Origin of the sequence: Methylobacterium sp. J-048 (assembly GCF_022829515.1) — a bacterium.
In the GTDB taxonomy this organism is placed as follows: Bacteria; Pseudomonadota; Alphaproteobacteria; order Rhizobiales; family Beijerinckiaceae; genus Methylobacterium.
In genome coordinates, this window is the sequence record NZ_JAKSYL010000108.1 from 54,556 (window position 1) to 67,624 (window position 13,069).

Annotated in this window: 13 protein-coding genes; 7 read left to right on the forward strand and 6 right to left on the reverse strand. The window is 71.4% G+C overall.

Annotated elements, in window-relative coordinates; genetic code table 11:
* Positions 1-2: 2 nt before the first annotated feature.
* Positions 3-1,415, reverse strand: a complete 1,413-nt coding sequence (thrC, locus tag MKL09_RS08720; protein ID WP_244019547.1) for a threonine synthase — start codon at positions 1,413-1,415, stop codon at positions 3-5.
* Between the two features lie 232 nt (positions 1,416-1,647).
* Between thrC and MKL09_RS08725 the strand changes: the two genes are divergently transcribed.
* Both MKL09_RS08725 and MKL09_RS08730 read left to right on the forward strand, forming a co-directional pair.
* Positions 1,648-2,064, forward strand: a complete 417-nt coding sequence (locus MKL09_RS08725; RefSeq protein ID WP_244019549.1) for a hypothetical protein — start codon at positions 1,648-1,650, stop codon at positions 2,062-2,064.
* Between the two features lie 54 nt (positions 2,065-2,118).
* The gene (locus tag MKL09_RS08730; protein ID WP_244019550.1) at positions 2,119-2,580 is read left to right on the forward strand and encodes a hypothetical protein; all 462 of its coding nucleotides are present in this window, start codon (positions 2,119-2,121) and stop codon (positions 2,578-2,580) included.
* 25 nt (positions 2,581-2,605) lie between these two features.
* Here the strand turns inward: MKL09_RS08730 and MKL09_RS08735 are convergent, their stop codons facing one another.
* A complete protein-coding gene (locus MKL09_RS08735) occupies positions 2,606-3,019 on the reverse strand; it encodes a DUF4864 domain-containing protein (protein ID WP_244019551.1) in 414 nt (137 codons plus the stop codon).
* Positions 3,020-3,334: 315 nt separating this feature from the next.
* On the opposite strand from MKL09_RS08735, the gene rutA reads away from it, so the two are divergent.
* The 3 genes from rutA to rutC are packed head-to-tail and all read left to right on the forward strand — an operon-like array spanning position 3,335 to position 5,618.
* A complete protein-coding gene (gene rutA / locus MKL09_RS08740) occupies positions 3,335-4,429 on the forward strand; it encodes a pyrimidine utilization protein A (RefSeq protein ID WP_244019564.1) in 1,095 nt (364 codons plus the stop codon).
* 16 nt (positions 4,430-4,445) lie between these two features.
* Positions 4,446-5,183: a pyrimidine utilization protein B gene (gene rutB / locus MKL09_RS08745; protein ID WP_244019552.1), complete on the forward strand. Its 738-nt coding sequence runs from the start codon at positions 4,446-4,448 to the stop codon at positions 5,181-5,183.
* Positions 5,184-5,228: 45 nt separating this feature from the next.
* Entirely contained in the window at positions 5,229-5,618 is a 390-nt protein-coding gene (gene rutC / locus MKL09_RS08750; RefSeq protein ID WP_244019553.1) for a pyrimidine utilization protein C, read from the forward strand.
* Positions 5,619-5,628: 10 nt separating this feature from the next.
* Here the strand turns inward: rutC and MKL09_RS08755 are convergent, their stop codons facing one another.
* Positions 5,629-5,991, reverse strand: a complete 363-nt coding sequence (locus MKL09_RS08755) for a MerR family transcriptional regulator (RefSeq protein ID WP_244019554.1) — start codon at positions 5,989-5,991, stop codon at positions 5,629-5,631.
* 76 nt (positions 5,992-6,067) lie between these two features.
* On the opposite strand from MKL09_RS08755, the gene MKL09_RS08760 reads away from it, so the two are divergent.
* Positions 6,068-7,225: an MFS transporter gene (locus MKL09_RS08760; protein ID WP_244019556.1), complete on the forward strand. Its 1,158-nt coding sequence runs from the start codon at positions 6,068-6,070 to the stop codon at positions 7,223-7,225.
* Between the two features lie 101 nt (positions 7,226-7,326).
* Here the strand turns inward: MKL09_RS08760 and MKL09_RS08765 are convergent, their stop codons facing one another.
* From MKL09_RS08765 to MKL09_RS08775, 3 genes are read right to left on the reverse strand one after another with little or no spacing between them, the layout of a single operon-like run.
* Positions 7,327-8,271, reverse strand: coding sequence for a glycosyltransferase family 2 protein (locus MKL09_RS08765; RefSeq protein WP_244019557.1), 945 nt, complete (start codon positions 8,269-8,271; stop codon positions 7,327-7,329).
* Positions 8,268-9,182 carry a glycosyltransferase gene (locus MKL09_RS08770; RefSeq protein ID WP_244019558.1) on the reverse strand — a complete coding sequence of 305 codons (915 nt, stop codon included), beginning with the start codon at positions 9,180-9,182 and terminating at the stop codon, positions 8,268-8,270. Before MKL09_RS08770 ends, MKL09_RS08765 begins: the two co-directional genes overlap by 4 nt.
* 18 nt (positions 9,183-9,200) lie before the next feature.
* A complete protein-coding gene (locus tag MKL09_RS08775) occupies positions 9,201-9,851 on the reverse strand; it encodes a PadR family transcriptional regulator (protein WP_244019559.1) in 651 nt (216 codons plus the stop codon).
* 320 nt (positions 9,852-10,171) lie between these two features.
* On the opposite strand from MKL09_RS08775, the gene MKL09_RS08780 reads away from it, so the two are divergent.
* On the forward strand, positions 10,172-13,069 hold a 2,898-nt coding region (locus tag MKL09_RS08780; RefSeq protein ID WP_244019560.1), incomplete at its 3' end, for a glycosyltransferase family 2 protein.

Consider the following 13,069-nt stretch of genomic DNA (forward strand, 5'->3'; position numbering starts at 1 on the left):
GGTCAGGCACCCTTCGTGATGCGGGCGCGCTCACGGATCAGCCGCTCCACGGCGGCCTGGTCGTTGGCCACCGGGGTCATGCGCTCGGGCCGGTCCATGAGGTCGGCGAGGTGCGGCGGCAGGGGCGGGCGCAGGCCGCCGGTGGCCTTGGCGACCGCGTCGGGGAATTTTGCGGGATGCGCCGTGGCCAGGGCGACGACAGGGGTCGCGGGATCCTGCTCCAGGAGCCGGCGGCCGGCGCGGACCCCGATGGCGCTGTGGGGATCGAGCACGATCCCGGTGGCGGCCTGGGTCAGGGCGATCTCTTCCATCACGTCGCCCTCGGGGACCGCTGTGGCATCGAACTCGGAGCGGACCGTGGCCAGGACCTCGGGGCTCAGCGAGAAGCCGCCGGATTGCTTCAGCCCGGCCATCAGCCGCGACAGCGCCGAGGCGTCGCGGCCGAGCGCCTCGAACAGCAGCCGCTCGAAATTCGAAGAAATCTGGATGTCCATGGAGGGCGAGGTCGTGGGCACGACGCCGCGCAGCTCGTAGGCGCCCTGCTCCAGGGTGCGCACCAGGATGTCGTTGGCGTTGGTGCCGATCATCAGCCGCTCGATCGGCAGGCCCATCCGCTTGGCGACCCAGCCGGCGAGCACGTCGCCGAAATTGCCGGTCGGCACCGCGAAGGAGACCGGCCGGTGGGGCGCGCCGAGCGCCACCGCGCTGGTGAAGTAGTACACGGCCTGCGCCGCGACCCGGGCCCAGTTGATCGAGTTGACCCCGGACAGCCGCACCGCATCGGCGAAATCGGCGTGCTGGAACAGGGCTTTGACCAAGTTCTGGCAATCGTCGAAGGTGCCGTCCACGGCGAGCGCGTGGACGTTCTGCGCCGGCACCGAGGTCATCTGCCGCCGCTGGACCTCCGACACCCGCCCGTGCGGGTAGAGGATGAAGATGTCGACCCGGTCGAGGCCGCCGAACGCCTCCACGGCGGCCGAGCCGGTATCGCCCGAGGTCGCGCCCACGATGGTGGCGCGGGTGTCGCGCTTGGCGAGGACATGGTCCATCAGCCGCCCGAGCAGCTGCATCGCCACGTCCTTGAACGCCAGCGTCGGCCCGTGGAAGAGCTCCAGCAGGAACAGGTTGTCGTCGAGCTGGGTCAGCGGGCAGACCGCCGGGTGCCGGAAGGTGGCGTAGGATTCGTCGATCATCCGGTCGAGGTCCGGGCCGGCGATCTCGCCATCCATCAGCGGGCGCAGCACGCGCTTGGCGGCCTCCGCGTAGGGCTTGCCGGCCAGCGCGGCGATCTCCGACCGGCCGATCTGCGGCCAGGTCTGCGGCACGTAGAGTCCGCCATCGCGGGCGAGGCCTGCGAGGAGCGCATCCGAGAACGAGAGCGGCGCGGCCTCGCCGCGGGTCGAGACGTGGAGCACAGGGGCCTCCGGGAGGAAGGCGCCCCCTCTACACGATGCGGGCGGACCTGTCGAAAGCCCGGGCCGCCGGGGCGGGCCCGGCGGTTTAACCGGGCCTGAACGGGCCGGTTCAGGACCGGTTGCGCCGGCTTCCCTAGAACCGGATCACCCCCGAGGAACCCCGGCCCGACCGGCCGGCGCCGCGGGGGCGGCCCGACCCCGCCCGCGGGGTGCTTCCTGAGAGAGAGCCGACATGATTCGAACCTTCGCTGTTCGATCCCTCGCCATTCGACCCCTCGCCCTGGCCGGCGCCGCCGCGCTGCTGCTCGGCACCGCGGCGATCGCGCAGACACCGCCCCCCGGCGGCCCGAGGCCCGGCCCCGAGGCCGGCGCCCCGCCGCCGCCCCCGCCCCCGGGCGGTCCCCGGCGCGGTCCCGGCCCGGACGGACCACCCCCGCCGCCGCCCGGTGGCCCCCAGCGCGGTCCCGGCCCCGACGGGCCGCCGCCGCCCCCTCCGCCGCCGCCGAAGGGCGCGCATTTCCTGTTCGAGCGCGGCGATGCCCGGATCGACGTGAAATGCGCCGACGAGGAATCGATGAAGGCCTGCGCCGACATCACCCTGCAGATGCTCGACAAGCTCGCGACGATGCGCCCCGGCGAAGCCCGCTAGCCCCTCACCCGGGCGGCAGCGCCCGGAAACAGAACAATCAACAGGATCAACGACATGACTGATACGAAAACCGATTTGCACGACGCCAGCGGCACCGTCTGGGCGGTGTTCGGACACCGATTCGCCCTCGACGGGGCCGGAGGGCGGATCCTGGCGGATCTCGGCTCGAAGGGCGCCGCGGGGATCACCCTGGCGGTCGGCGACCGGGTCTCGGTCCAGGGGACGCAGAAGCCGTCCGAGATCAAGGTCACCCGCCTCACCCTGGCGGACGGCTCAACCCGCACGATCGACTGGCCGGAGAAGGACGGACCCAAGAAGGAGGGGCACGACCATCCGCCGGCCGATCCCGCCCTGGCGGTCCGGGCCGCCGAGGCTGCGGGCTACACGGTCTCCGGCACGCCCGCGCGCAAGCCCAAGCATTTCGAACTGCGGGGCGCGAAGGACGGGGCGGACCACGAACTCCACATCGCGCTCGATGGAGAAATCCGGAAGACCAAGCTCCTCGCCGCCGCGTAGGACTCGGCCGGAACGCGGGCGCCGGTCAGGCGCTCGTGCCCGGCGCCTTGATCAGGCGGCAGCCGGTGATGCGCCAGGTCCCGTCCGCGTCCCGGGCGAGGCTGTACTCGGCCGTCCAGTCGACGCCGTACTCGTCCTGAATCGCCACCGACTGCATCACGCCCGCCTCCCCGGTATCCCGGCCTTCGCCGAACACGAAGCTGCGGTGGCGGTAGACCGGGCGGTACTGGTTGCGGACCATGCCGATGAACAGGTCGGCGTTCGGGAACAGGTCTTGGATCGCCGGGGCCGCCTGGGCGTAGGCGGTCGGCGCATCGTCGCGCCCGAGCGCCTCGACCTGCTTGGTGATCACCGCCCGGGCCGCCGCCCGGGCGCCGTCATCGGCCGCCGCCGACCCTGCCAGGCCGAGGAGCATCAGGAGGGCGAGCCACGCGCGCATCGACGGTCACTCCGATCGGGCGCCTCCCACGAGACACCTGAGCCGACTGATCAACTAGACGGACGAAGGCGGTCGGCAAGCACCGCGCGCGCAGGATGTGCAGGCATCGCGCTTCGGTTGTGCAAGTCGCTGGAAAGAGAGGCAATTTCGGCACCGAGCCGGCGCACGGGTTTGATTCTCCGCCCGGGTTTTGCGAGCGTCCGCAGACCGACTCAAGCCTCCGGGCTCGGTCGAGCGGAGCAGAGGGCGATGGTGCAGAGCCAGGCGAACGCGGAGACCCTCCCCGGGACGGTCCCGACCGGGGACGTCGCCCCCATGAGCGTCGGGGTGTTCATCCCGATCGGCAACAACGGCTGGCTGCTGTCGGAGAACGCCCCGCAATACCGGCCGAGCTTCGAACTCAACAAGCAGATCACCCTCAAGGCGGAGGGTTACGGGCTCGATTTCGCCCTCTCGATGATCAAGCTGCGCGGCTTCGGCGGCAAGACCGAGTTCTGGGACCACAACCTCGAGTCGTTCACCCTGATGGCGGGGCTGGCCGCGGTCACCACCCGGATCAAGCTGTTCGCCACTGCGGCGACCCTGTGTATGCCGCCCGCGATCGTCGCCCGCATGGCCGCGACCATCGATTCGATCTCGGGCGGGCGCTTCGGCCTGAACCTCGTCACCGGCTGGCAGAAGCCGGAATACGACCAGATGGGCCTGTGGCCGGGCGAGGCGTATTTCTCCAAGCGATACGACTACTTGGCAGAGTATGCTCAGGTTCTGCGCGAGCTTTGGGAGACCGGCGCCAGCGACCTCAAGGGCACGTTCTTCCAGATGAACGATTGCCGCCTGAGCCCCCGGCCCCAGGCGCCGATGAAGATCATCTGCGCCGGCCAGAGCGGCGCCGGCATGGCCTTCACGGCGCAATATGCGGACTACAATTTCTGCCTGGGGAAAGGCCTCAACACGCCGACCGCCTTCGCACCCGTGGTGGAGCGGCTGGCCGAGGCCCGGGCCAAGACCGGACGGCACGTGACTGCCTACGCGCTGTTCATGATCATCGCCGACGAGACCGACGCCGCCGCGATGGCGACCTGGGAGCATTACAAGGCGGGGGCCGATGCCGAGGCGATCGCCTGGCTCGGGGTCCAGGGCGCGGCCGACACCAAGTCCGGCAGCGACACCAATGTCCGCCAGCTCGCCGACCCGACCTCGGCGGTGAACCTCAACATGGGCACCCTGGTGGGCAGCTACGCCCACGTGGCCGCGATGCTCGACGCGATCACGACGATCGACGGGGTGGAGGGGGTGCTGCTGGTGTTCGACGACTTCCTGAAGGGTCTCGACGCCTTCGGGACTCGGATCCAGCCGCTGATGCACTCCCGCCGGCACGTGGTGCCGGCACCGCTGGCCGAGGTCGCATGATGAGAGAGGTCGCGTGATGGACATGCAAGCCGGTTTCCACGACGCCCATGGCCGCCACGGCGACGTGATCCTGCCGGCCCGGCCCGAGCCGATCGCCTTCGACCCGGCCGCGACGGCGCTGATCGTCGTCGACGTGCAGAACGCCTATGCCAGCCCCGGCGGCTATCTCGATCTCGCGGGCTTCGACGTGTCGGGCACCGGGCCGGTCATCGCCCGGATCATCCGGGCGGTGGCGGCGGCCCGGGCTGCTGGCATCCGGATCCTGTGGTTCCAGAACGGCTGGGACCCGGACTATGTCGAGGCCGGCGGCCCGGGCTCGCCGAACTGGCACAAGTCCAACGCCCTCAAGACCATGCGGCGGCGGCCGGAGATGAACGCGCAGCTGCTGGCCAAGGGCTCCTGGGACTACGCCCTGGTCGACGCCCTGAAGCCCGAGCCCGGCGACATCGTGCTGGGCAAGCCGCGCTACAGCGGCTTCTACAACACGCCGCTCGACAGCATGCTGCGGGCCCGGGGGGTGAACACGCTGGTGTTCACCGGCATCGCCACCAATGTCTGCGTCGAGTCGACCCTGCGGGACGGCTACCACCGGGAGTATTTCGGGATCGTCCTGGCGGACGCCACCCACCAGGCCGGGCCGCGCAGCCTGCACGAGGGGGCGCTCGCCAATATCGAGACCTTCTTCGGCTGGGTCTCGGACGTCGCCGCGTTCGAGGCAGCACTGAGCGCGGAGACCCGCGCCGCCGCCGAGTAGACCACCCGCCGTCCCCGCACTCGCACCACGAAAGTCCGAAGAAAAATGCCGAAGCAGGTCGTCATCCCGCCGGGGACGGGCAAGCCGCTCGCCCCTTACGTGCCCGGCACCCTGGCGGACGGGGTGCTGTACGTCTCGGGCACGCTGCCGCTGGATGCGGACGCCAACGTGGTCCATGTCGGCGACGCCGCCGCGCAGGCCCGGCACGTGCTGGAGACGATCAAGGGTGTGGTCGAGGCCGCGGGCGGCACGATGGACGACGTGACCTTCAACCACGTCTTCCTGAAGGATTGGGCCGATTACGCGGCGATCAACGCGGTCTATGCGGACTACTTTCCGGGCGAGAAGCCGGCGCGCTACTGCATCCAGTGCGGCCTCGTGAAGCCCGACGCCCTCGTGGAGATCGCCTCCGTGGCGCATATCGGCCGCCCCTAGCCCCCTGCGATCAATCGGGCTGACCGGGCTCCAGGGCATCCAGATAAGACTGGAGCGTCGCCCGTCCGCTCTCGAGGACCTCCAGCCTTTCCACGATCCTATCTCTTTCCCGTTCGAGGGTCGCCCGAACCCCTGCACAGGGCCGGAAACCCTGTCCCTCGCGCTTCACGCACGGCAACACGATGCGGATTGCCCGCAGCGTCAATCCTGCCGTGTTCAACGCACGGATGCGGCGAACCTGCCGGGCATCATCGTCGCTGTAATCGCGCTGGCCGGACTCGCGGCGCGGCGGCCGCAGCAAGCCCTCCTGTTCGTAGAAGCGCAACATGCGCACGCTGACGCCCGTGCGTCGCGCAAGCTCACCGATCCGCATCGTGTTCGCGAAGGCTTGACCCTGACAGCACTGTCAAAGGCTACGGTCGCGCGTGTCACCACGCAAGGAGCGATGCATGTGGCCGCGGATTCTTCTGCTGACGCTGGGAACCTTTGCCATCGGAACCGACGGATTCATCGTCGCCGGCATCCTCGGGGCCATCAGCACTGAGACGCATGTCAGCATCTCGACTGCAGGACGCCTCGTGACTGCTTTCGCGGTGGTCTACGCGATCAGCAGTCCCCTCATCGCCTCGCTGACCGCAACCGTCCCGCGCCGTCGCCTCATCCTGGGGGCGTTGTTGGTGTTCATCCTGGGCAATGCGGGTGCGGCCCTCGCCACGACCTATGCGGGCCTGCTGGCGGCGCGCGTCGTGGCGGCGCTCGCGTCGGCGGCCTTCACACCCTGCGCGTCCGTCGCCGCGGCGACGCTGGCGGGTCCGAGCCATCGCGGACGGGCGCTGTCCCTGGTCCTGGGCGGCATCACGATGTCGACGATCGTCGGGGTTCCCCTCGGGGCCTGGATCGGCGGCTTCCGCGCGGCGTTCTGGCTCGTGACGGGTCTCGGCGTCGCAGCGCTTCTCGGCTTGGCGCGCCTGTTGCCGGACTTGCCGCCCCCGCCAGCCGTTGGGCTTCGTGATCGCCTCAAGGCCCTACGGACGCCCGGTGTTCCGACGACGCTCACGGTCACCGCTCTGGCCATGGCGGCGGGCTTCACGGTCTACACCTATATCGGGCCGCTCCTCACCGAGACCCTGCGGGCAGACGCCGGCACCGTGAGCCTCGTGCTGGTCGTGTTCGGCTGCGCCGGAACCCTCGGCAACGGCCTCAGCGGATGGCTGGCCGACCGCTGGGGCGCGCGCCAGACCGTGACCGTGAGCCTCGTCGTGGTGATGGGCGTCCTCGCCTGTCTCCCGACCCTCGCGGACACGCTGCCCGGCACGCTGGTGGCCATCACCCTCTGGAACGGCGCGGGCTGGCTTCTGCTGCCGGCGCAACAGCTGCGCCTGCTCTCCGCGGCGCCTCACCTGGGGCAGATCCTCATCTCGCTCAACGCCTCCGCGATGTATCCCGGGATCGGCTCGGCCGGCCTGCTGGGCGGGTGGATCATCGATATCTGGGATGTCCGGGCGCTCGGACCGGCCGCAGCCCTCATCCTGGCGGTCGCGACGATCCTCCACGGCGCAAGCAGCAGGGGTCGCGTCAAGGCGCGGAAGCCGGAGGCCGTCGCCTGAGGGCGGCCCGCCGCGACCCGGAGATCATGGGTTCCCAAGGGCTTGAAGCTCTTTGGCGGGTGATGAGGGCGGAGCCCTGATGATCGGTCCCGCCGGCGCGCTCACGGCGCACGCCGCGACGGCCCGGCCCCTGCGAGACCCGGCAGCGCCGCGGCCAGGAGTGCGGCTGCCCGCAGCACCTCCGCGGCCTCCCCGGGGGACCGGCGGGCGAGCGCCAGGGCGAGCCGCAGGGGCACCTGCGCACAGAAGCTCGCCGCGATCAGTGCCAGGGCGGCGGCCCGGCCGTGGTGCTTGCCGGCATACAGGATCTGGCTGCGCAGGAAGTAGAACAGCCGCCGCGCCCGCGCCTGCCGGGTCGTGCCCTGGCCGACATGGTGGGCGACCGCCCCGGCCACGTGCCGCACCGCGAAGCCGGCGGCGCGGGCGCGGGTGCACAGGTCGGCATCCTCCCAGTAGACGAAGAAGCGCGGGTCGAAGCCGTCCAGCACCGCGAACAGGTCCCGGCGGATCATCAGGAACGCGCCCATCACCTGGCCGACGGCGCGGTCGTCGGCGTGATCCCACTCGACCAGAAAGTGTGGCCGGACGAGGCCGAGCCGGTCGAGGGCGAGGGTGCGGCCGAGCAGGCCGAGGCCGGTGGGCGCCCGGGCGCAGGAGCGGGCGGTCCGGCCGTCCGGGTCGACCAACCGGGCGCCGACGATCCCGGTGCGCGGATCTGCCATCAGGGCGTCCCGGGCCACCCGGAGGGCATCCGGGGCGACCTGCGTGTCCGGGTTGAGGAACAGGATCGCCGGGGCGTCCCCGGCGGCGGCGCCCTGGTCGCAGGCGCGGCCGAAGCCAAGGTTTTCAGCGTTGCGGATCAGCCGGAGCGGGCGGGGCAGGGCGGGCAGGTCGTCCGCCGAGCCATCCTGCGAGGCGTTGTCGACCACGATGACCTGCACGGCGGCGGCCTCCTCAACGGCCGCGAGACTCGCCAGGCAGGCCCGGAGCAGGGCGCCGCCGTTCCAGTTGACGATCACCACGTCGAGGTGGGCGCGATCCATCATGCGCGATCCCGGGGCGGCCCGAGGCGCCCGCGGGCGCCGTCGCGGACGGCCGCGAGCAGTCGCAGCAGCACAGTGGGCCGCCAGCCCGAATCCGCCCAGTACAAGCCGGCCTGGAGCGGCAGGTAGGCGGCCTGGGCGAGCTTCCAGCGCAGGGGCACGTACGGCAGGCGCCAGGCATAGACCGCGTTGCGCAGGTAGGTCGCCATGCGGAACAGGGGCTGGCGCGGCATCGCGATCCCGAAGCCGCGGATCACCCCGCCCCCGACCCGGTGCGGGATCGCGACGTCGCGGGCGAGGTAGCAGCCGAAGTTTTGGCTCCAGGCGCGAAAGCACCATTCCAGCTCGACGCCGTCGATAAAGAAGTCGGCGCGGAACGGCCCGATCCGGGCGAGGGCGTCGAGGTCGATGAGCGAGCCCGAGGTCGCCAGGAACTGCACCGGGGCGAGGGCGCCGCAGGCTGGGGGGAGGGGGCCGCAGGCCGGCGCGCCGGGGCGGGGCGGGTAGGCCGGCGCCTTGTGGCCGGCGGCCGGGGCGGGAGCCGGCCCCACCACCGCCACCGGGATCGCGGCCTCCCGAAGCCGGTCGAGGGCGGCGAGCAGCGCCGCGGCCAGCCCGGCCGGCGGCTCGGCATCCTGGTCGAGCAGCAGCAGGGTGTTCGCGCCGGTCGTCCGGGCCGCTTCGGCGATCCGGTTGAGCGCCGCGGCGATGCCGACATTGCGCCCCGCCGACAGCACGGTCACGCCGGCCCGGGCGAGGCGCTCCGCCTCCGCATCGGGCAGGCCGCCATCGTCGAAGGCGATCACCCCGGCGAATCCGGACGCGGCATGCGCCAGCACCCGGTCCACCTGATCCGGGCTCGGCCGGAACAGGGTGATGCCGAGCGCGAGGCGGGCGAGCTTCGGATCAGGCACGGGCCGGGCTCCGGCCGCTCACGCCCGCTCCACCGCGACGGTGGCGGCCTCCAGGGCGGCCGTGATGGCAGCAGCCTGTTCGGCGTCGAGGGGCCCGCGGGCCAGCCGCATCTGCAAGGCGAGCTTCAGCCCCTCCCTGGCGCGCACCAGGGAGGGCGGCGGCCCGTCGCCGCGGGCGGCCTCCGCTTCGGCCATCCGGGCCAGGATCGCCTCGAGGGTCGGGCGGTTGCCGTCCAGGACCGACTGCCCCTCCGGGGTGATCGTGTGCAGCCGCTTGGTGCCCTCCCCGGGGGTCACGGTGACGTGGCCGAGTTCCTCCAGGAGCGTGAGCGTCGGATAGACCGTGCCGGGGCTCGGGCTGTAGGCGCCGCCGACCCGCTCCTCGATCGCCTTGATGATCTCGTAGCCGTGCCGCGACTTCTCGGCGATGAGGTGCAGGATGACGAGGCGCAGGTCGCCATGCGCGAAGAAGCGCGCCAGGTCGCCGCGACCGCCGCGGCCGAACATCCGCCGGTCGCCCGGCCCGCGGCCATGGCTTCCATGCCGCCCGCGATGCTCGGAGCCCATCCCGTCGCGATGGCCCCGGGACCGGTACGCATCGAAGGGGTCGCCCTGGTCGAACGCGGCGAAGAAGGGATGCCGGAATGGAAAGGAAGAGACACGGCGCATGATGGTGATCCAGTTTCGATAGGTTGGATTTTTAGATATATCGAAACTCAGTTTTCGGCAAGTGACCGTCTCGGGTTGGGCATGCGCTGCCTCTGCACAGGCCGAGGACGGACCGGCCCATGGTTTACGGACTCGGCCGGTTCCGTTAGTTCGACGGGCGAAGAATGCGACGCTCGCCTCCGCGCCTCGCACGCCCCCCGACGCTGCCGACCATGAGCCGATCCGAGACCAGCGCCTCGACCGCGTCGACCCCGAAGGCGGCCGACGGATGCCGCGCCTCGTGACGGCACGCGGCGCACGTTCCCCCGCAGAGCCCTGAGATGCGCCTCGGTTTGCCCCCGACCCTCGGGCGGTTCAAGCGCCGCATCGGCCGGCCGGTCGCGCGCGGCGCCGTCGAGTCCGCGCGCGCCCTGCGCCTCGGCTGGCGCCAGCTCAGCGATCCGCTGGGCCGGCCCGCCGCCCTGCAGGCCCGCTGGGTCGGCGCGGGTGCCGGCGACGATCTCGAGGCGCGCCTGGTCGCGGCGCTGGAGCCCTATGTCGATGCCGGCTTCTACGCGAGCTGGTACGGCATCACCGTCGATGCCGTGCGCGATTACCTCACGCTCGGCTGGCGCGAGGGCCGGGATCCCCGGCCCGACTTCTCGACCGCCGACTACCTCGCCGCGCGGCCCTATCTGGCCGCCGCCGGCATCAACCCGTTCCTGCACTGGGTGACGGCGCAGCGCGCCCACGGCGGCGCCCTGCCCAGGCCCGATACGAGACAGGTCGAGCGCCTAGCCCGCCGCCTCATCGACGGGTCGTTCTACCTCGCTAACAACCCCGACTTGCAGGCCGCAGGCGTCGATCCGGCCAGCCATTACATGGCCTCCGGCTGGCGCGAGGGCCGCGAGCCGTCGCCGCACTTCGACACCCTGGCCTACTGCCTGACCCGGAACATCTCCTACGCGACCCAGAATCCGCTGGTGCACTACGTCCTGCACGGCGGCTCGGCCCGGCCCGACCCGGAAGATTTTTTTGCGCTCCAGGCCGAGACGCTCGCGCCCTATTTCGATGCCGCGTATTTTCGCCAAGGACTGGACGGAGAAGAGGATACGTCCGACGCCGAGCTGCTCCGTGCCTACGTGAGCGGCGGCTGGCGATCGCTGCGCAGCCCGCGCCCGGATTTCGACCCGGCCGGATTCGTGCAGGCGCGCGCAGGCAGCCGGGCGGTCATCGGCGACCCGTTCTTCCGCACTATCGCCGAGACGCTGCTGACCGGGAAAAAGCCGTTCGCGGGCCCGGACAGGCTCAACGTCCCGGCCGTGGACGAGGCCTGGTACCGGGCGACCTACGCGGATGTGCGGGAGACCGCGCCCTACCTGCACTTCGCCACCAGCGGCTGGCGGGAGCTGCGCGATCCGGGCCCGGGGCGCTCGACCCTCGACGCGCTGCTGCGGGTCTGCGGCCTGCGCCCGGCGCGTCCGCCCGTGGAGGACACGCTCTGGCTCGGCGCGATCGGGCGGGCACCCGTGGACCGGGGAGCATCCCTGGACCTGCAGGCCGGGCTGGCGGCGCTGCATCTCGACCATGCCTTCTACCGGCAGCGCTACGGCCTGGCCGAGGACGTGGACGCCGTCCGCGACTATTGCGACACCGGCTGGCGCCAGGGCCGCAACCCGCGCCCCGACTTCAACGGGCAGGCCTATGGCGACGCGCATCCCTGGGCGCGGGAGACCGGCATCGCGCCCCTGGTCCACCACCTCGCCACCGCGCTGCTGCACGGCACCGACATCGCGGCCGGGACGTTCGATCCGCGCTACGGCCCACCGCCCTCCGAGGCGGACGCCCTGGCGGAGCAGGCCCGGCTGATCGAGCCGTATTTCGACGCCGCGTTCTACGCGAAGCGCAATCCCGACGTTGCCGGCGCCGCGGGCGGCCCGCTCGGCCATTTCGTCGCCTACGGCCAGCACGAGGGCCGCGACCCGAGCAAGCGCTTCTCGATCGCGTTCTACGAGGAGACCTACGGGCATCTCCTGGCGCCGGGCGAGTCGCCGTTCCTGCACTACGTCCGCACCGGCCGCGCCGCCGGGCTGATGGGCTGCCCCGAGGATCTCGGCAGCTGGCCGGCCATGGAGGCCCCCGAGCCGCAGGACTGGGACACCCTGCCCCGGGCCCTCACCCTCGCCCAAGCCCGGGTCGTCGTGATCCTGCCGGTCTACAAGGGCCGCGGCGAGACCCTGCGCGCCATCCACGCCTGCCTCGCCGCCCCGCAGAAAACCCCGTTCACCCTGCTCGCGGTCAACGACCGATCCCCCGACCCGCAGCTCACCGCGGAGCTCGCCGAGCTCGCGGGCCGCAGCCTGTTTCACCTAGTCGAAAACCAAAACAACCTCGGCTTCGTCCGCTCGGTCAATCGCGGGCTCAGTCTGCGCCAGGGCCGGGCCGTGGTCCTGCTCAACTCCGACGCCCAGGTGTTCGGCGACTGGCTCGACCGGCTCGTCGCCCATGCCGAGACGGCAGATGCGGAAGGCCGCCCGCCGGTGGGCAGCGTCACGCCGCTGTCGAACAACGCCACGATCTGCAGCTACCCGCGCTTCAACGCCAACAACACCATGGCGCTCGAGATCCCCCGGCCCGAGCTCGACCAGGCCGCCAGGGCGCTCAACCGCGGCCGCTCCGTCGAGGTCCCCACCGGGGTCGGCTTCTGCATGTACATGACGGCAGAAGCCCTCGACGCGGTCGGCACGCTCGACGAGGTCGCCTTCGGCAAGGGCTACGGCGAGGAGAACGATTGGTGCATGCGCGCCCGCAAGGCCGGGTTCTCGAACCTCTTAGCCGAGGACGTGTACGTCTACCATGCCGGGCAGATCTCGTTCGGGCTCGACCCGGGCGGCGAGTACGACCAGGGCCAGGCCGCGCTGCTCGCCAAGCATCCGGACTACCCGGCGCTCGTCGGCCAGTTCGTCCAGGCCGACCCGGGCCGGCGCGGCCGGGCGCGGCTCGACCTCTACCGGCTCGCCCGACACTTCCATGGCCGGGCGGTGCTGTTCGTGACCCACAGCTGGGGCGGGGGCATCCAGCGGCACATCGACGACATGATCGCCCGGCTTAAACGCGAGGGCACGGCCGTGGTGCTGCTCTCGGTCGACCGGGCCCGGAACATCCAGGTCAACGTCTCGTATCGCAGCCGGGAGTTCGTGTACCTGCCGAGCCTGGACAGCCTGTACCTGCCCCGCGAC

Bases quoted from the DNA above. Each gene is read 5' to 3' on its own strand.
- MKL09_RS08725 (WP_244019549.1), top strand. From the start codon at position 1,648: ATGATTCGAACCTTCGCTGTTCGATCCCTCGCCATTCGACCCCTCGCC.
- MKL09_RS08730 (WP_244019550.1), top strand. From the start codon at position 2,119: ATGACTGATACGAAAACCGATTTGCACGACGCCAGCGGCACCGTCTGG.
- MKL09_RS08735 (WP_244019551.1), bottom strand. From the start codon at position 3,019: ATGCGCGCGTGGCTCGCCCTCCTGATGCTCCTCGGCCTGGCAGGGTCG.
- rutA (WP_244019564.1), top strand. From the start codon at position 3,335: ATGAGCGTCGGGGTGTTCATCCCGATCGGCAACAACGGCTGGCTGCTG.
- rutB (WP_244019552.1), top strand. From the start codon at position 4,446: ATGGACATGCAAGCCGGTTTCCACGACGCCCATGGCCGCCACGGCGAC.
- rutC (WP_244019553.1), top strand. From the start codon at position 5,229: ATGCCGAAGCAGGTCGTCATCCCGCCGGGGACGGGCAAGCCGCTCGCC.
- MKL09_RS08755 (WP_244019554.1), bottom strand. From the start codon at position 5,991: ATGCGGATCGGTGAGCTTGCGCGACGCACGGGCGTCAGCGTGCGCATG.
- MKL09_RS08760 (WP_244019556.1), top strand. From the start codon at position 6,068: ATGTGGCCGCGGATTCTTCTGCTGACGCTGGGAACCTTTGCCATCGGA.
- MKL09_RS08765 (WP_244019557.1), bottom strand. From the start codon at position 8,271: ATGATGGATCGCGCCCACCTCGACGTGGTGATCGTCAACTGGAACGGC.
- MKL09_RS08775 (WP_244019559.1), bottom strand. From the start codon at position 9,851: ATGCGCCGTGTCTCTTCCTTTCCATTCCGGCATCCCTTCTTCGCCGCG.